The organism is Actinomadura formosensis NBRC 14204, from assembly GCF_001552155.1.
Taxonomy (GTDB): Bacteria; Actinomycetota; Actinomycetes; order Streptosporangiales; family Streptosporangiaceae; genus Spirillospora; species Spirillospora formosensis.
Map to the genome: position 1 here is coordinate 1 of NZ_BCQQ01000086.1, position 16,858 is coordinate 16,858.

The following is a 16,858-nucleotide window of genomic DNA, read 5'->3' on the forward strand; positions in this document are numbered from 1 at the left end:
AAGTCGCACAAACCACAGCTTGGCCCCATCCCCTCGTCGCCGCTACTCTAAATACGACTGATCGAGCTTCCTTGCACAACACCTGTCGCGCTCATTAGCGTTGCTCTCACCGGCACTTGACCTGCGTGAAGAGGCTCGAGGGAACCTCCTCAAAGGTCCTGAAGCCCGAGGAAAACCGGGACTCCGACGTCCCGCCCGACCGTTGGCGTTGGAGCTGCAGCCCGGCCGAGGCCGCCGGCTCCTGATGCCGCCGCACGGCACCCGCCCCCGCTTTAATCCGTAGGTTGTGGGTTCGAGTCCCACGCGACCCACCACCCCTGACCAGGGCAAACAGTCGTCCTTGTGGACGCCGGGGATCATGTCTGGGGCCCGCCTGGGGCCCTAAACAGCGACCTCCGGTCACGCCCCGCCGGCTCCTACGGGCCTCACTATCCGGCTGGCGGCCGGGCAACAGCGATACGACCGTCCGGTCCTTCCTCGGCGCCGGGCGCGGTCTGATGTTCAGTTAGTCCTTTCTGCGGAGGACGACACAGGGCGCGGAGCGGACGCTCACCATTACGCCGCAAGCACTTCGGCAGCGCGGGCGGCAGCAGGTCGCCTCTGGGACCTGACGGTGTCATTCGCCGCCGTTACCGGCGTGCGCGCCACCACCCGAACCACGGTTCCTTGATCGAATACCTGGTCGATGACCAGGGCAGACAGGCCAGGAAAGACCGACTTGATCACTTCGCACGGGCATCATGATCGCGCAACTAACTGGCCACACAGGACGGAAGGACACCACCGTTTCTGCGCCAGAGCCCTTGATCGAACAGTCCCAGTCCCGGACCCGTGGTCTGGGAGGACCAGCGGGCGCTGTGGGCGGAGCTCAGGCTGTCGGGCTCGTGAGCTCGCGGACGCGGTCGCCGTAGAAGCCCTGCTTGTCCGCGTCCATGACTCGCTCGAAGTACTCCCGGGCGCGTCGCCGATCACCGACCATGAAGTAGTACTTCCCAAGCTCGAAGAGGCTGAACAGGTCGAAGGCGTCGAGCGCCAAGGCCTGGTTGTAGAAGCCGAGGGCGAGGCGATCGTTCCCGTTGAGGGCATGCGCCCACCCGAGCTTGGAGTAGACGACGACGGTATCCGGCCGCTCCGCTCGAACGGTCTCGAGCAACTGGATCGCGCGCCCGTAATCGCCATCAAGTCCCGCCGCGACAGCGAGCCGGAACCGCGAGTACGGCCGGTCGACGGCGTCCACGAGGCGCTCGTAGATCGCCACCGCGTTGCCGTATCGCTGGAGGTTGGTGTACAGCTGACCGAGTCGCTCGAGCACCTCGCGTCGCTGATGACCCTCGACCGGGTAGCCACGATCGAAGGCGGCGAGCAGCTGCTCGTACGCTTCGGCCGCTTTGCGGTGGTACCCCAGGCGCATACAGATGCCACCGAGCATCCGCAGGTACTGAGGATGGCCGTCGCTCCGATCGACAGCGGCCTCCGCCGCCTCCAGAGCACCTTGAGCGTCGCCCTCGGCGAGCCGCTGCTTGGCCAGTTCGAGGTAGTAGAGCGGACTCGACGAGGGCGGCCGGAAGCCGAGCTGGCTGGGCTCCGAGCGAGCCGGCATGGCTGCCATCGCCGCCTCGGCGCGCAACCGGTCAAGGCATGCCTGCACGGCGGCGCGCATCGACCCACAGTTCGGAAAACGGTTCTCGGGCCGCCGCGCCATCGCGCGAAGGATCACGTCCTCGAGATCGGCAGGCACATCGCGGTTGACCTCACGAGGCTTGGCGATCTGCACGCCGGTCAGCAGCTGATGCGGGCTCGAGTAGGGCAACCGTCCCGTGACCATCTCGTAGAGGAGAACGCCGATCGAGTAGATGTCACTGACGTCCCGGGCGCGCTTCCCCTCGAGCGCCACCTCAGGGGCCATGTACGCCTCCGTGCCGCGGCGCTTGGTCCAGACCCACACATCCTCGAGCCGGCGGCTCGACCCGAAGTCGGTGATCTTCGCTGCCCCGGACGCCTTGTCGACGAGGATGTTCTGCGGCTTCAGGTCGTTGTGCGAGATGTTCGCGGCGTGGACGGCAGCAAGACCGTCGAGGATCTGCAGTGTCCACTCCAGCATCTGTTCGAAGGTGAGTGGCGCCCGCGTACTGACGCTGTCGAGGACCTTTGCCAGGTCGTAGCCATCAACGAACTCCATCTCGATCATGAAGAGCTCGCTGATGTTGTGGAAGCCGTGGACACGAACGAGGTTCGGGTGATGAATGTCCCTGATGATGTCTGACTCCTTGCGAAGCACCTCCTCGCCCTTCTCCTGGTCTTTCGGAATCTTGATCGCGACCGTGGCTCCATCCTTCAGTCTCCGCGCCTGCCACACCTCGCCGAAGCTCCCTTTGCCGAGCTCGGCTAGCAAGCGAAACCGATCGCCCAGCTCCTCGCCGGGTTTGCCGCGGAACACGATCAGCGCCATTACTACGCCCTCCCCAGGGCGAGCCGCTCATTGCGCTCGTCGCGCAGGAACTCGCCGAAAACGAGACGTTCGGAGTCGGGAACTGGGCGCATCACGCACTTAATGATCATCAACGGTGTCCGTGCCGGGGCCACGTCACTGCCACGACGCCTAAACCCTTCGCGGTAAGTTGCGATGATGGCGTCCATGCTGCGTGGAGCCGAGCCGCTGCGCACCCAGTAGATCAGGACACACAGCTTCAAGCTCGGGGTCGCAGTCGACGCGATCGCGAGGTTCTCGACCTTGCCCCGCAGCTTCCCCTCGTCACCGCGCTCGAACCTCTCGAATTCGAACGCGAGCGAGGCTTCGCCCGAGTGCTTCTCGAACCACACGGAGTCCGCGCGCACGTCCCCGAGGCCGTTGTCGCGAGCCCACCAGATCGGGCACTCCGCCACGGCGGAGTAGCCCCGCGACTGCCCCGCAGTGGCCAGGACCGTGAGGAAGTGCGAATGCACCGTGAGCCCGATGTCCGGGATCCCCGACAGCAGCATCGGGAAGTGCTCGACCATCAGTTCGCGGTTGGTGAGCCCGTCAAACACCAGGTCCGCCGGTGATGGCAAGCGGTCACCCATCATCCTCCCGACCTCCCCCAGCGCTCGCACACGCGCGGTGACTCACCGCCGTGGATGAGCGCCTTGGTGCCGACCTTCACGACGAGCGGCGCGATGATCGCCCGTCCGCAGATCAGCGCCTCACCGGTCGACAGCGTCGGGAGCTCCGCCAGGTCCGCTGCAGAGAAGTAGTCGGAGGTCTTCTGGATGAACCGCTGGTCGTCCGGGTTCTTGATGCGCATCGCGACGATGGTGTTGCACTGACTCGTCACGTCGGAGTCGAGCTTGCTCGGGCGCTGGCTGACGATGGCGAAGCCCACGCCGAACTTCCGGCCCTCGGCCGCGATGCGCTTGATGATGTTCTTCGAGATCGCAGCCTCGCCGGCGGGCGCGAAGTTGTGCCCCTCCTCGTAGACAATGAACACCGGTCGGGTCGGGCGCTGCTTGTCGGCCGCCGCCTTCATCAGCTCGCTCGAGATGAGCGCGACGATGACCTGCCGCGCCGTGTTCGAGAGCCCTTGGAGGTCGATGATGCAGAGCCGTCCGGCTTCGGCATTGTCGTCGCCAACCATCTCGTAGACGTCGAACGGCTCACCGGCCGCGCGCGAGTAGAAGCTCTGGGCCTCGTTGATCATGCGCCGAAGGCGGATGGCGGCGATGTTGGCGCTTCCTCCGCGGAGCGCGTTGGCCTCGCCCTGGCTGCCGGACTCCGCCACCCACTCCTTCAGGCGGTCGAGGTCATCGAGGACCGCGAAGAGCTCCTGGATGTCGCGAGGCTCGTCGATGTTCTCCTTCCAGTAGCGGAGCGCGACGTCGAGCACGCGCTGCTGCGGCTCCGTCAGTCCAGGGAGCACACCGGAGAACTCGTCCACGTCGAAGTGGTCGAGCTGAAGAGCGAGGCGCATGTTCTTCCCCGCGTACTTCTCGTCGAAGCTCCGCAGCTGCGGCGTGTAGACCTTGATGCCGCCCCCGCGGTCCTGCAGCTGCTGGAGGGCATCTTGGATCTCCGCGAGCTTCTGCCGGTCCCGAGGATCCTCGACCTTGTCGAGCCGGTCGTTGAAGTTGAGCTTGCCGGCTCGGAAGGCCTTGCCGTACTCGCCGTGCGGGTCGAAGACCACGACCGACGCGTTGAGCTGCGAGACCAGCCGCTCGATGATGCGCCCGACGGTGTAGCTCTTTCCCGAGCCGGTCATCGCAAGCACGGCGAGGTGCTCGGTCACCAAGGTGTTCGCGTCGAGGAAGACCGGGACGATGTTCTCGCCCTTCTCGTAGCCGACGAGGTTGCCGAGATGGATGCTGGTGTCCTCGGAGAACTCGTAGAAGCTCGTGAGGAACGCGTAGTCGACTCCGTAGACCTTCGTCCCCGGCGTCAGGGGACGTCGGGGTATCCGGATCTCGCCGGTGAACGGATCCTTGTAGCCCACCAGCTCGAGCGTCGCGTACACGGTCTCGCCCGAGAGCCGCGACTGCGGCAGCAGCTCGACTTCACTGATCCCTTCGCCGAGCGCTGGGCTGAACAGGATGTTCGACCGCGAGAGCCCCACGATGCGGCCCAGCACGTCGAGCTGCGATTCCGACTCGCGCTCCTGGTGCGCGACCCGCACGAACTCCCCACGCCGCGCCGAGAAGCTCGTACGCAGCGCGATCGTCAGCTTGTTGGGCTCCCCGGTGTTGCCGACCAGCTTGCCAATGTAGTTGTCGTCGTCTCGGAACATGCTCACTCCTCATCCATGGTGTCGACGCCCTCGAGCCAGGCTCGATCAACGGCACGGTCCTTGAGCATGCCCAGGGTCGAACGAAGGTAGTTGGACAGGATCTCGCGCGGCATCATCACGAGCTGCTCGGCATACCAGAGCGGCAGCGGCTTCATCCGCGGGCTGTCGTTCAGCGTCAGGAAGGTGGTGATGCTGGCCAGCCTGTCGAGGGCCGCGGAGTCCCACTGCCCCGGAGCACCGACGGTCTCGATCTTCCAGATCGGCGTTCGGAGGCCGACCTGGATGTGGAAGCCGATGAGCCCATGGTTCGCGACCGTCCGAGGCTCGAAGCGCTTCATCTGGCGCCCCAGCGCTTCGTAGTAGTAGGCGGCCGTCCGATGCCCTGCGCGCAGGGCACCACGGAGGAAGCGGAGAACACCGACCCGCCGAAGCTGCGCCCACTCGCCTTGCACGAGGTCCAGCGCTTCGCTGCTGATCGCCTCGGGGGAACCTGCCGGTCCTTTCTCACGGAGCGCGTTCAAGACGGCGGCGTTGAGGTCGCGGCGCGACTGAAGCGAGACGAGGAACGGACCGTTCGGGTCATTCGGGTAGATGGACGGCAGGAACCGCTGCCAGAACGCCTCCATCACCTCGATCAGCTCGCGCCACTCCTCCTCGACGTCGGGCTCGGCGAGGCTGAGACTCTGCTCGGCACGCGGGACAAGGAGCGGGATGTCGACAAAGATGACATCCGGTTTCGTGTCCGAATCCAGGAGGTCCGTCAGGAGCTGGTAGACGAGGATGTACTCCTTCCATACAAGTCGCTCGGACGCGTCCAGGAAGTTCATGTCGTTGATGTCGACGCGGCTGTCCTGGAAGCCCTCCGTCACCCGGTTGCCAGACACGACGATGTCGTGGCGGAGCGCCGCGGCTCCATAGAGGATGCCGCCCAGAGCGGGCATGCTCCGGCTCTTGGAGGAAACTCCGACGGCGTAGACACGATCGAACCGGCGCGACTCGATGCTGCGGATGATGCCGCCACGCACGAAGAGCGGGGCCTTCGAGTCTATGTACCGCATCTTGTTGGCGATCTTCCCGACGGTGCCGGGAAGCCGCAGGCTCATTGCTGCGGCAAGTGCGCGAGCCAGCTCGATGCTCTTCATGTGGTCGTCTCCTCTGAGGCGAGCAGGGCCCCGAGCTCACGGAGGTACGGGTGCATCCCGCGCTGCTCGAGAAACCGGACGAGAGCCCCGCGATCGCTCGATGCCGACGCGTCGGAGGCCGCGAGCCCCTGACGCGTGAGTTCCTCGAGGGCTCGACCGACGTCGTTCGCGCTCAGGTCCACGCCAAGGAGCGCCCCGGCTCGAGATCGCAGGAGCTCCGCTGTCTGCGGTCCGCCGGCCGCAAGGAGCAGCGCAACGGGGACGAGCACCCCTTCGCCGACTGCCTCGGCCTTCGGCGGGCTCCACGGCTGCTGTGCAACCTCCCTGGCCTCCGCCGTGACCGACGGACGCCACGACAAGAGATGCCCAAGCAGGCTCTGGCGATGCGCCTCGTCGGTCAGCGCCGTGTAGGTAAGCAGCTGAAGCGCGGAGAAGAACACCGGACCCGCGGTGTTGGTCGCCTGGTACCGAAGGAGCACGGGCTTGCTCTGGGCATCCACAGCGAGCACGCCTGCGCCGAGCGCCGTGTCGAAGAAGTGGTCCGACCGGACCTTCACCCCTCCGCCGAGGACCTCCTCGAGCGCACCGTCGGTGATGCGAGCAGCCGAATCCGCGGCGCGGCGTCGGGCTCCCAGCTGGACCGGCGTCTCGAAGTAGCGGCCGAGGTCCAGATCCGTGAACGGCGGCACAACGATGACGGCGACCCGCGCTCGCGCGAGCGCGGACGATAGCTTGCGCATGTCGACGAGACGCTCGGCATCCAGCAGCCCACCGACGACGACGAGCGGAGGCCCCGACGGATCAGCCAGGAGCCGATCCATGGGAACGCTCTCGACCTCTGCCGTCTGCGAGAGGACGCCGACCTCGAACAGGTCAGCCTGTGCTTCGACGATGCGCGCTTTCATCGGAGCTCCAGCTTCGAGCGGATGAGCTTCATCTCCTTGAGCTCGCGAATCGCGTCGGCGTGGTCCGGGTGCTGGTCTTCGTCGTAGGAGCCGGCCTCCAGATCGCCGGAGATGTCGACCCACAGACCGAAGTGGACGTCCATGCCAGCGCCCTCGAAGAAGCCTGCGCCCTCCTGGGAGACCTGGCCGTTGAACGCCTCGTAGCACGCCTTCGTGGTCCCGAAGGTTGCAGCTGGCGTCGGCTCCGCTTTGGCCGGCTTCCCGTTCGACTTCAGGACCCGGTTGAGCGCGCGCAGTTCCTTCTGCCGGATCACCCGCCGGAGTCCCGTCTTGAGCTCGTCGAGCTTCTCGGTGACCTGCTGCGGGAGCCCCTGGACTCCTTGCGCGGTCGCGACGACCTCGGTCTCCAGGATCTTCAAGAGCTCGGTCTCCGCCACTTCGTCGATCAGCGATTGCACCTGCTGCTTCAGGCCTCCCTCCACGAGGCCGCGAAACTTCTGGACCTCGAGCTTGAGCGGGTCGAGCGAGGCCTGCACCGATTGCGGAGCGTCGGCCGTGAAGTCGCCCAGCGACTGCCACGCGGAGGCGGCGGCCTTGTAGTCCTTGACCGCCTTCGCCCACTGCTCATGGAGCTTCTTGAACTGCGCGAAGAAGCTACCGGGCCGCTCCTGGCTGATCAGGTCCTTCAGCGCGTCCATGCGCTTCCACGCGTGCTCGTACTGCGAGTTGACCAGGTACTGGTCGATCATCAGCGTGTACGACGCAACCGGGATCGTCGCCATCCGCGTCTGCGTGCCTGCCGCGGCGGGCCCTTTCACCGCGTTCTCGAACTCGGACTTGATGGCCTTGAGCGGCAGCGTGACCGGGGCGACGGGGAACGGGTGGCCCTCGGCCTCATCGAGCGTGCCCGCCTCGCCCAGCAGATGGTCGATCTCCTCGATCATCTCGTCCCGAGTCTCCAGGAACGTCTTCTTCAGCCACGCCAGGAAGGCGACGCGCTCCCACAGCGAGAGCGTCGAATACCGGGTCTCGTAGGACAGGATTCGCGCCGGTGAGCAGTCGAAGTCAAGCGTCTTCTCGCCGATCTCAAGCGGGCACACCCCGAGGATGCGCTCCTCGATGTCGAGGACCTGAGCGACGACCGTCTTCAGCGATTCCTCGGTCAGGCTGTCGATGTCGGCGGACAGGTGGTCCGGGCTCACCTGTTGGATCTGCTCTTCCGCCGTGACCAGCTGTTGCTTGGCCATGGGGTAGTTGTTGCTCAGCAGAATCCCGGCTTGGGTGGGGAACAGGTCGGTGAGCTTCTTGATCGAGTCCTTGCACTCCCCCTCGAGCCAGGTCGACGCCGACTGGCGGCGACTCTCGAGCATCGTCCGGTCGACGGCCTTGTAGAGGTCGTTCTTCTTGCGGACGAGCCCGATGCCGATGAGCACCTCGAGGATCTGCTCGAGCTGCTGCGGCGCCTTCATCTCGCTGTCGGGCACCGCGAAGAAGAAGCTGTTGACCAGCTTGCTCACCGCCGACTGTGTCTTGAGCTCTTGGAGGAGCGCGAAGAAGCACCGAGGCACCTTCGGAAGCAGGCTGCCGTCGGTCGTCAGCACGCCGAGGAGGTCGCCGTACTTCCACGCGGCCGGTGCATCGATGTTCTTCTTCGCCGCCTGCCGGCAGTTTTCGAACTCCACGTTGTTCAGGGGTCCACCGGCCGTGTCGACGGCTGCATCGAGCGAGCAGTCCTTCGCCAACATATAGCGGTAGCCCTTCGCAAAATCGGCCGTGTTGCCGGTCTTGCGGCTCCAGATGGGCGCGAGGAGGTAGCCGGTCTTGCGGAGGCCGTTCGCCCACTCTCGGCTCTTCGCTTGCCACTCGTCGCGGTAGGAACCCTCGAGCCCTTTCGCGACTTTGCTCAGGCGTGCCTCGTGAGCGTTGTAGGCGGAGCCCCGGCCCGAGTACTTGATTAGGAACTCCTCCTCCTGCGACACGAGGCGCCGCGTCAGGACGCAGCGGCGAAGGGCCGGCGACGCATCGAGCTGCTGCTCGAACGAGGCCACGTCCGCGCCTGCCGGGAACAGGACGAGGATCGGGTGGACCCGCTCGAGGCCGATGTAGGCGCGTAGCTTGTCGAGGGTCTCCTGCGCATCCAGGCAGTACACGATCGTGCTCCGACCATCCGGCGTGACCCGTAGCCCGTCAAGCGACGGCGAGCCGAACGCGGAGGTGAGCGCCTTGTGCGGAACGTCTTTGAGCCCCGAGACCTGCTTGGTGTCGTCGTCCCTGAGGTGGTCGTCGAGGAGCTTCGCGAGGCCGAGGCAGATGGCCGTCCCGCGCTTCGCCTGCGTCTGGCTGACGCCGCGAACATACTGGTCGAGCGGAGCCTCGTGCTTGCCGTCCTTGAAGAAGCGAACGCTCTCAGCCGCCGAGACCAGGAGCTTGTTGAACTCACGCCAGAGCCGGAACGACATCCCGATGAACCGGGTCCCGTCGACCCGGTACTCGGGCTTCGAGAAGACGCGGTGGAGCGACTCGGCCGCGAACTCGATGCCCTCGCGCGGGTAGAGCGCCGCGAGCTGCTCGCCCCACTGCTCGAGGTCGGTGTAGACGACGAAGTCACCAGCCGCACCCGGGGCTCCCCCGACCGCAACGGAGAAGGCGCGCAAGGCCTCGAGCAGTCCGACGACGGACACCTCGCAGTTCGGGGTGAAGTACGTGTCGGTCTTCCCTTCCTTCGCCTTGAAGCCGAACTCGGGGCGGGTCAGCTCGTTCGCGAGAGCGCGCTCGTCGATGTGAACCTGGAAGAGCTCCGCGAAGGCGTGCCCCCGGCCGGCGACCTCGTGGGCGAGCAGCGCATCGGCCATCTCCTCGGTCAACGCCGCCTTCGCCGCTCCGCCGACCGGAGCCGGCAGCTGGCCGTACACGAGCCGCTCCACCTCCTGCTTGGGGACCCCGTTCACCTTGCCGAGCAGGGGCAGGACGGCGTCGTCGTTGAATATGTGCTTGGCCCGGGCATCGGTCTTGGCGAAGTCCTTCAGGAGCTCCCACGCACTCGAGCCGTCGCCGCGCTCCATGTGCCGGGCGTGCGTCTCGTGGATGGACGCCATGATCACGTTCAGCCAGCCGAAGTTCCGGTTGGCCGAAAGGAACGCGCCCTCGAGCGTGCCCACCGGGTACTCGACGACGTGCGGGTCGACCAGGCTGCCCTTGATGTGGTCGACGTAGCTCTGCACGTCGGTCAGTTGGTTCGGCTCGATCGTGACCGAGCTCGCTCGGCGCAGGTTAGGACCGATGTGGATCTGGTCGCGCATGCCCACGCTGCACAGCAGCAGGAAGTTCACGTCCGGATGCTGGTTTCGCCAGTTCTCGTGCTTGATGACCTCCGAGACCATCAGGAGGTACTCGTCGTCGACCTTGGTCTGCGTGTCCTCACGCAGACCCCGCTTCAGGTCACCGGGCGTCTCGACCTCGTCGACGATGATCCAGAGGTGGTTCAGGCCAGCATCACGCAAGACCTTCTTCGCATCGCGGAGCCGGTCCTCGAACGCTCGGGTGTCGTCGTCGACGAGCGAGAGCGCCTTCAGGTTCACGCCCTTGGCCTGCATCGCCGCCTTGAGGTCCTCGTAGAGGTCCCGCGGCCCGCCAGCCGCGGGGTCGGCGTGCAACGTGTGCCGCAGGGCTTCGACCGCCAGGCGAACCACCCACGTCGCAGCGTCGAGCGCGTCGTCGCACACGGTGCTGTAGCGGATGTAGAGCGGCAGGACCCCATCCTGCAGCGCCGGCTCGAGCACACGCGGCTTCTTGTCCGGCTGATGGAAGGGCGGGATGACGTACTCGTTCTTGTTGAGCAGCCAATGGTCGACGCGGCCCGTCGCTTCCGCGATGAGCTCGTAGCCAAGCCGCGTCTTGCCCAGACCCCAGTCGCCGAACGCGATGAAGAAGCCGGCGATGTCGTTCGCGGCACCGTCCCAGAAGGACCGGCGGAACTGGTGGAGTGCGTTGAACACCTGGTTCTGGCCCACCATGGAGAAGGAAGGCGGATAGAGCGCCACCCCCTTGGCAGCCCACGGCTTGGTAATGGTCATCGGTCTGCTCCCTGCATCTCGCTGGATGAACCCGCGGGGGTCTGCTCCTCGGTCTCAACGTTCGTGGTCTTGTGGATGGGCGTGAACTCGATCCGGACGCGACGTGCACCGGGCTCGCCGAACAGCCCTCGTCCCATGCGGGGCTGTCCTGGGTGGCGATCGAGCACCCGCAGCTGGTCGTGGTACATCGCTGTCCGGATGTAGCTGTCGAGGATGGCGGCTCGATCCTCGTCCGACACCTGAAGGAGCTCGCCGAAGCGCTCGCCGAGCTGACTCACGATGAGAAAGCCCTCGGCGTCCGAACAATCGCGAAGTGCCCGCGTGAACGCCTCGTCATCGGTGAGCCGCACAGGCGCAGCTCCCTCGAATCCGAGCTCGACGAGGTCTTCAACCGCCAGCGCATCGGCGAGTCCGCCGGCGTCCAGGCTCCAGGTCGAGGGACCACCATCGAAGGCTCGGATGTGGAAGAACACGGCCAGGGCCTTCTTGAGCGCGGTCGGGAGGTCATTCGTCGAGGGCATTCCACCCTGGACGCCCTCCCAGACGACCGCCGCGGTTTCACCCAAAGCCGAAAGGTCAGCGCGCCAACGCGGCCCGAGGGCGAGCTCGGCGTTGTCGCGCAGCAGCGTGTTGAAGCCGGCGCAGTTGCGCTGTGCGATCCCAAGGACATCGCCCTCGGGCGACGTGAGCGACAACGCACCCGTGGGGATACCGCCCGGCGCCTCGACTCCCAGCTGCCAGCCCGAAAGGCAAAGCGCGATCACCAAGCGCGTGCGAGGGTCACGTCGAAGCAGCTGCTTCGCGAGGGCGCGAGCCCAGTCGACGTCAGCGTCCGCCTCGCGAAACGCCTTCCCCAGCGCGACGCCTTCCGCGGTGACCCGGAGGCCCTTGTCGACCCGCTCGAAGAGGCTGATCCCGTTGATGCGGTAGCGGGCGCCGCTGCGCTCCATCCCGTACGTGTTGATGACGCCGTCGGTCCCCTTGCCACGCGGCGCCCCGCCCTTGAACTCCATCGTGGGAGCGATGTCGAAGACCACGCGCTCGAGATCGGCCCGTGAATAGACGCGGCCTGGCTCGGCACGGGCCGCCGCCTCCGGGTACTCCTGGATGCGAGCCGCCTCGCTCCATAGAAACAGCTTGGGGAGCGCGATACGCACCAACGGTGTGTTCATGCCTGTCCTCCGTGGAGAGCCGCCAGGAACTGCGACAGGCGAACGCGGTAGGGCTTTTCGCCCCGGTTCTGCAGGTGTCCCGGATGAGCCTTGATCTTGGATTGGTAGTCGTCGGTCAGACGCAGCACGTCGCCGTCGCGCTCGAACACATCGAGCAGCTCGAGGTTCTTCAGCATCACGTGGACGGCGCTCGCCCAGAGCGAATCCTGGGTGCTGGCCCCCACCGGCCAGTAGCCGACCTGCTCGAGCATCGAGCGGACGTGGCGCCACAGAGGGCCCCGCCCGGCGCCGTCGAGCTCGAGATGCGCCACACCGCCACCGACGTGGATCAGCGCCGCCACATCGCCCGCCAGGCCGGCGAACAGGCGGTGAACCTCGAACTGAAGGAGCGCCGCCACGACGGGGTGTTGGAGGAGTCGCTCTGTGGCAGCCTCGCGACCGAGCGTGGCGGCAGGCTCCCACTCGCCGTGGCGACAGAGCGGTAGGCCAGCGACGACGTAGCTCCGGGCCACCACGTCAGTGCGCTCCATCTCGCCGATCAGCACCTGGCCGTCGTCAGCCAAGAGCAGCTCCACGGTGCTGAGGAACAACGGGCGCTTCCAGCTTCGACGGAGCTGCGTGCTGAGCGGCCCCTCCGACGACTTCGACGCCGCGTCGGCGCTCCAGGACTGCTGCTCCGAGAGGAACTCGGGCTCTCGAATCAGGTTCCCGATCACCTTCGGCGGAAGCTGAGCGAACAGGTCGAGTCGCTCCGAGGCCGCCACGTCACGCGGCTCGCGGATGGGCACGCTCAGGTAGGCGTGCGTCTTCTGATCGCCGCCGTGGGGCTGTGTCAGGTGCCAACGTCCAAACCGTGCCCAGACGTGCTCCTCGAGCTCCGGAATTGGCTCCGGGGCGTGTCGCCGGAGGTGCTCGCCCATGAAGCGCGCCGCAAGCCGGGTGGTGAACGTGGAGGGGCCCGCGTCTCCGTCGATGAGGTGAAGGAAGAGCGGGGTGGCCACGCGTGCCTCGGGACGACGCGCCAGCAGCGAGTCGAACCAGTCCCTCAGGTGCGCCTCATGCAGCCCGAGGTCTTCCAGATCGCCCGGCGTGAGCTCGCCGAAGGTGGCGAGATGCGCGAGCAGCCAGCGATTGCGGTCGAGGGGTGAGACCTGCTTCGCCTTCGTCGATGTCTTGGCCTTCGAGCCCTTCGGCGCGTCAGGCTTGTCGTGAATCGGCGGGGGATCGTCGCCCGGTCGGTAGAGGCGAAGGCGCGCCCAGTCGTCGTCGACGCGGAAGAGGAGGTCGTGCTCTGGCATCGCGCTGTAGTGGACGCGACTGCGGAAGTCAGTCGTGTACTTCTCGATTTGGCACTGAACGGTGATCGGTTTGAAGAGCGGGTAGTTCGCTGCGAACCAGCTTGTGATCTCGTCCCGGGAGTGCTCCTCGCCATCGGCGAACGTCTCGACGACGAAGCGCTTGAGCAGCTCGTTGCAGCTCTCGTCGTAGATCTTGCCGGCCCTGGCCCGCTTCATCGCCCATGTGAGGACCTCACGCGCCGGCTCGTGGGTCTCCTCGCTAGGCAGGAGCGGTCGCAACAGCTCCCACGCGTCAGCATGGACGGGGAAGTTGGTGCCGTTCGGCTGCCGGAGGATCATCAGGTTGGCCAGCCCCTTCCTGGCCGCGATAGTGGTCTTGAGGAGCGGGTTGCCGAGGAACCGCTTCTCGATCGCGAGCACGACGCGGGGCTTGGTCGTGGCTCCGCTGCTCGGATCCGCCCAGAATGCTGCATCGTCGCCATCGGACTTCCGATCCGCGACGCCCTCCACGACACGAGCCTGGGCGTAGATGCCCGCGTGATTGCCCGACATCCAGAGCAGGACGATGTCGCCAACGTGGATGCGGTCCTTGTATCGGTTGGTCAGGAACTGCATCCGGTCGAGGTGCTGGAGGGCCTCGAGGATCCGGTAGAACTTGGGATTGGCCTGGAAGATCCAGACCCTTGGTTCCTTCACGTCGGGCACGGCAGCGACCTCTCCGAGGTGACCTCAGTGATGGCGCCTTCGACGAGCTCGAACATCCCTTTGTCACCTCGAAGGAAACGGGCGTCCTGCGTCATGTCTCGATGCAGCGAAAACCACCGCGTCTTGCGATCGTCACTCACGGCGAACTCGTCCGAATGGAGCTCCGCCAGCGCCGCCCACACCTCGTCCCGGTAGTGAAAGGCCCGCCGCGGCTGGCTGCGCATCCAGTCGAATGCCAGGTCAACTTTGCGAGGCCTCATGCGGCACCTCCCTCCGACGCCCGCAGCGCGAGCTCCTCGAGCATGCGCTTCTGCAGCTCCTTGCCGGGCCGGAACACGGTGCGCAGGCGCGCCGCCATCAGTGACGACTGGTAGTCGTCGTCGAGCACCAGCAGCTCGTCCTGGTGGCGCAGGATTCGAAGCTCGAGGAGGTTCCGGAGCAGGTTGCCCATGAGCTCGTCGGAGACTCGGCCGTCGACGAGGCCGAAGGGTGCGTAGCCCTGCGCGCGAACGAGGTCGCCGAGCAGCTCGGCCACGCGGCCGACCCCGCGGGAGCCCACGAGCACCGAGACGTCGTGCAAGCCGCCAGACGCGGGCACGTAGAGTTCCACGGTGGGCATCGTCGACGCTGGCGAGCGCCAGGCACAGATGCCCAGGTGGATCACCGCGGCGTAGAACGGGTGCTCCACGACGGCATCACGGAGATGTTCCGGGAGCACTTCGTTGAGCGGCGCGTCCTCGTCGAACATGCGCTGGCCACGGGCATCGACGATCGGGGCGCCGCTCAGCACGCCGAAGCGCTGCGTGTTCCACGGCCGGGGCATAGAGGCGCTGCCAAGACCGAAGCCGTCCTCTCGATTGAGCGGCAGCGGACGCAGCACCGCAGCGGTCTCGACGGCGATGGGCAGCGCCACGCACGCGGGGCCGAAGCGCCGCAGCGTGAACTCGAAGAGTCCCTTCGGACGCGCGGAGTGTCCGAGTGCGTAGCTGTCCCAGCCGGCGAACGGCCGCGAACGCTCTGGAAGATCGACCAAGCGGGCCTCGAGCTCCGTGGGCGCGAGATCCACTAGGCGCTTGCCGCCCTCCAGAGGTGCGAGGAAGGCGTTGAGCTCGGCCAGCAGCGGCGCGAGGTCGCCTTTCGTCCACTCCTCGAGCTCCACGGTCATGCCCGCGCGGCCGGCATCGACCAGTCCCTCGACGAGGATGCTGAGCAGGTAGGCGCGGTACTCGGGGACCGCGAAGCACAGACGACGCCCGACCTGTTGTACGTCGCACTCGAGGAGGTGCACGAAGAGTGGCGTCAGGTGCCAGGCCACCGGACGACCGTGCTCATCCTGAATCGCCTCGAGGGCGCCTGCGTTCTCGAACACCGAGACCCACGGCCCAGCGCCGAGGTCCTCGGCCTCGTAGGCCGACACCTCGCCCCACTGGGCAAGATGCTCGAAGAGCGCGACCGCGTCGTTCGGGCGGGCGGGGAGACTCATGCCGCAGCCTCCATGACGAGTTGACAGGCCGCTCGCACGCTGTCTGCCGTGGCCCACCGGCGGAAGTTCGTCGCCCCCCGACGGGAACGCAGGACGACCCACTGCTCCGGCTTCTTCGGATCCTTCCCGATGCTCCAGTCCCAGCCCGACCATCCGTTGGCGGCGTACTGCTCACCGCAGGGAGTCAGCCTCCAGTCGGGCAATCGGAGCGCCTCGAGATCGCCGATCATCTCGGACGGCGTCTGGTAGCGGGCGACAGGGTCCGGCGAGACCGCCTTGTTGATGATGCGCGCCAGGCTCTTGGGCACGTACGGCTGCATCCGCCCGAAGGAGATCACGCCCTGGTTGGACGCGGCCCGGGTCAGTGCACGGTCGACCACCTTCTGTCTATCGAAATCGTCGACGCCGCCGCCCGACGCCTTTGCCAGGTCGCGAAGCTCCTTCCTCGCATCGCGGTCCAGGTAGGCGTCGTCGTTGTACGGCAGAGCGCCGTGCACCATCTCGAAGAGCAACAGGCCAACCTGGTAGAGGTCCGACCGCACGTCGTAGCGACTCGGCGTCGCCCACCCCTCGGCCGGCACGTAAAGCGCGCTGTGGCGCGAGGCGGTCACGCTCGCACTCGCATGATCCAGTCGCGCGACCGACCCGAAGTCGGTGATCTTCGGCCAGATGCGCCCGTGTCGCTGCGAGATCAGCACGTTCGCTGGCTTGATGTCCCGATGAACGAGGAGCGCCTGGTGAAGCTGCGCGAGCCCGTGGAGTATGCCGATCGCCGCGCAGATGGCCTCCATCATCGGGAGCGGCCCGCCGCTCAGCCGCGAGAGGATGCTGCCGCCGTCGACATACTCCATGGCAACGAGGACGAAGTCGTCGCCAAGGCGCTGCGCGTCGTGGACGCGCACGAGGTTACTTCCGTTGCCCTCTGTCCTGGTCGCCTCCACGAGCAGGCGCGGCTCCGCGAAGAGGTCGCCGCTCGGATCGGGGTAGAGGACCTTCAGGAACACCGGCAGGTCGAGGGGTACGTGATGCGCACGGAAGGCGTACGCGTTCGCGCCCTCGGTGTTCTCCGCCTCGAGCCTGTACTTCCCGGTCGCAGCGATGAGCTGCTGGACGTCCTGAAGTGTCGTGCTCATTCGTCGAGCCCCCACCACGCAACCAGCACCGCTTCTCGCCAAGTCTTCGGCTTAAAGTCCGCGCCGCCGTTCAATACGACCTCGGGAGAAGCAGACGCGATGGAGGCGAACCGCTTCTCCTGTGCGCGGAGAGATTGCGGCGCGACAAGGTTGACGGCCAACTCGAGTTCAGCGCCCACCAGCTGGACGATCC

The 16,858-nt window shown here is 66.3% G+C and carries 12 protein-coding genes; all 12 read right to left on the minus strand.

Annotated elements, in window-relative coordinates; genetic code table 11:
- Nucleotides 1-868: 868 nt before the first annotated feature.
- The 12 genes from AF1_RS21495 to AF1_RS21550 are packed head-to-tail and all read right to left on the minus strand — an operon-like array spanning nt 869 to nt 16,844.
- Nucleotides 869-2,449: a serine/threonine-protein kinase gene (locus AF1_RS21495; RefSeq protein WP_067802133.1), complete on the minus strand. Its 1,581-nt coding sequence runs from the start codon at nt 2,447-2,449 to the stop codon at nt 869-871.
- Nucleotides 2,450-2,451: 2 nt separating this feature from the next.
- Entirely contained in the window at nt 2,452-3,063 is a 612-nt protein-coding gene (locus AF1_RS21500) for a hypothetical protein (protein ID WP_131732546.1), read from the minus strand.
- The gene (locus AF1_RS21505; protein WP_067802141.1) at nt 3,060-4,754 is read right to left on the minus strand and encodes a helicase HerA-like domain-containing protein; all 1,695 of its coding nucleotides are present in this window, start codon (nt 4,752-4,754) and stop codon (nt 3,060-3,062) included. Before AF1_RS21505 ends, AF1_RS21500 begins: the two co-directional genes overlap by 4 nt.
- Nucleotides 4,755-4,756: 2 nt before the next feature.
- On the minus strand, nt 4,757-5,896 hold the full coding sequence (locus tag AF1_RS21510) for a hypothetical protein (protein WP_131732547.1): 1,140 nt from the start codon (nt 5,894-5,896) through the stop codon (nt 4,757-4,759).
- Nucleotides 5,893-6,801, minus strand: a complete 909-nt coding sequence (locus tag AF1_RS21515) for a hypothetical protein (RefSeq protein WP_067802148.1) — start codon at nt 6,799-6,801, stop codon at nt 5,893-5,895. Before AF1_RS21515 ends, AF1_RS21510 begins: the two co-directional genes overlap by 4 nt.
- Complete coding sequence (locus AF1_RS21520) at nt 6,798-10,874, minus strand: hypothetical protein (protein WP_131732548.1); 4,077 nt, start codon at nt 10,872-10,874, stop codon at nt 6,798-6,800. The genes AF1_RS21515 and AF1_RS21520 overlap by 4 nt, the downstream gene beginning before the upstream one ends.
- Complete coding sequence (locus AF1_RS21525) at nt 10,871-12,046, minus strand: hypothetical protein (RefSeq protein WP_067802154.1); 1,176 nt, start codon at nt 12,044-12,046, stop codon at nt 10,871-10,873. The genes AF1_RS21520 and AF1_RS21525 overlap by 4 nt, the downstream gene beginning before the upstream one ends.
- Nucleotides 12,043-14,049 carry an EVE domain-containing protein gene (locus AF1_RS21530; RefSeq protein ID WP_067802157.1) on the minus strand — a complete coding sequence of 669 codons (2,007 nt, stop codon included), beginning with the start codon at nt 14,047-14,049 and terminating at the stop codon, nt 12,043-12,045. The genes AF1_RS21525 and AF1_RS21530 overlap by 4 nt, the downstream gene beginning before the upstream one ends.
- Nucleotides 14,037-14,309, minus strand: a complete 273-nt coding sequence (locus AF1_RS21535; protein ID WP_067802160.1) for a hypothetical protein — start codon at nt 14,307-14,309, stop codon at nt 14,037-14,039. The genes AF1_RS21530 and AF1_RS21535 overlap by 13 nt, the downstream gene beginning before the upstream one ends.
- Nucleotides 14,306-15,532, minus strand: coding sequence for a hypothetical protein (locus AF1_RS21540; RefSeq protein ID WP_067802162.1), 1,227 nt, complete (start codon nt 15,530-15,532; stop codon nt 14,306-14,308). Before AF1_RS21540 ends, AF1_RS21535 begins: the two co-directional genes overlap by 4 nt.
- Nucleotides 15,529-16,665: a serine/threonine-protein kinase gene (locus tag AF1_RS21545; RefSeq protein WP_067802165.1), complete on the minus strand. Its 1,137-nt coding sequence runs from the start codon at nt 16,663-16,665 to the stop codon at nt 15,529-15,531. Before AF1_RS21545 ends, AF1_RS21540 begins: the two co-directional genes overlap by 4 nt.
- Entirely contained in the window at nt 16,662-16,844 is a 183-nt protein-coding gene (locus AF1_RS21550) for a hypothetical protein (RefSeq protein WP_131732549.1), read from the minus strand. The genes AF1_RS21545 and AF1_RS21550 overlap by 4 nt, the downstream gene beginning before the upstream one ends.
- Nucleotides 16,845-16,858: the final 14 nt, after the last annotated feature.

Coding starts and splice junctions, on each gene's coding strand:
- AF1_RS21495 (WP_067802133.1), bottom strand. CDS start 2,449: ATGGCGCTGATCGTGTTCCGCGGCAAACCCGGCGAGGAGCTGGGCGAT.
- AF1_RS21500 (WP_131732546.1), bottom strand. CDS start 3,063: ATGATGGGTGACCGCTTGCCATCACCGGCGGACCTGGTGTTTGACGGG.
- AF1_RS21505 (WP_067802141.1), bottom strand. CDS start 4,754: ATGTTCCGAGACGACGACAACTACATTGGCAAGCTGGTCGGCAACACC.
- AF1_RS21510 (WP_131732547.1), bottom strand. CDS start 5,896: ATGAAGAGCATCGAGCTGGCTCGCGCACTTGCCGCAGCAATGAGCCTG.
- AF1_RS21515 (WP_067802148.1), bottom strand. CDS start 6,801: ATGAAAGCGCGCATCGTCGAAGCACAGGCTGACCTGTTCGAGGTCGGC.
- AF1_RS21520 (WP_131732548.1), bottom strand. CDS start 10,874: ATGACCATTACCAAGCCGTGGGCTGCCAAGGGGGTGGCGCTCTATCCG.
- AF1_RS21525 (WP_067802154.1), bottom strand. CDS start 12,046: ATGAACACACCGTTGGTGCGTATCGCGCTCCCCAAGCTGTTTCTATGG.
- AF1_RS21535 (WP_067802160.1), bottom strand. CDS start 14,309: ATGAGGCCTCGCAAAGTTGACCTGGCATTCGACTGGATGCGCAGCCAG.
- AF1_RS21540 (WP_067802162.1), bottom strand. CDS start 15,532: ATGAGTCTCCCCGCCCGCCCGAACGACGCGGTCGCGCTCTTCGAGCAT.
- AF1_RS21545 (WP_067802165.1), bottom strand. CDS start 16,665: ATGAGCACGACACTTCAGGACGTCCAGCAGCTCATCGCTGCGACCGGG.